The sequence below is a fragment of the Aquimarina sp. U1-2 genome (genome assembly GCF_017897595.1).
In the GTDB taxonomy this organism is placed as follows: domain Bacteria; phylum Bacteroidota; class Bacteroidia; order Flavobacteriales; family Flavobacteriaceae; genus Aquimarina.
This window is the reverse complement of sequence record NZ_JAGKIK010000109.1, coordinates 1-368: the sequence shown is the minus strand read 5'-3', so window position 1 is coordinate 368 and position 368 is coordinate 1. Positions and strand designations below refer to the sequence as shown.

General features: G+C 39.4%; 1 protein-coding gene. It reads right to left on the bottom strand.

Annotated features, from left to right (window positions below):
- The coding region (locus J8281_RS19245; protein WP_210199264.1) for a PQQ-dependent sugar dehydrogenase at nt 1-368 on the bottom strand (368 nt) is incomplete at both ends.

Sequence of the window (368 nt, the reverse complement as noted above, 5' to 3'; positions counted from 1 at the left end):
ACCTGCATTATCAAATACCAATCTTGAACCAAAATGGTTTCCACTAGTAAGGTATGGTAAGGCAGTAAAAATTTCCTGAACCCCTTCTAAAGTATTGCCAGACAAACGTCCACGCGCTACAGCTGTTGTTCTTTGATTGGAGTTATTTGGGTTTGGGCTAGAATAAGACAAATAGATATAAGTATTGTTCTCAAAATCAGGATGCAACATTACATCTAGTAAACCGCCTTGACCTTGTGCAACAACATTGGGAGTACCACTAATTTCTGATATTACACCTTTGCTGGTAACTCTAAAAAGGTTTCCTTCTCGTTGTGTAACTAAAAAATCTCCGTTTGGTAGCTGTACCATACCCCAAGGCACACCGT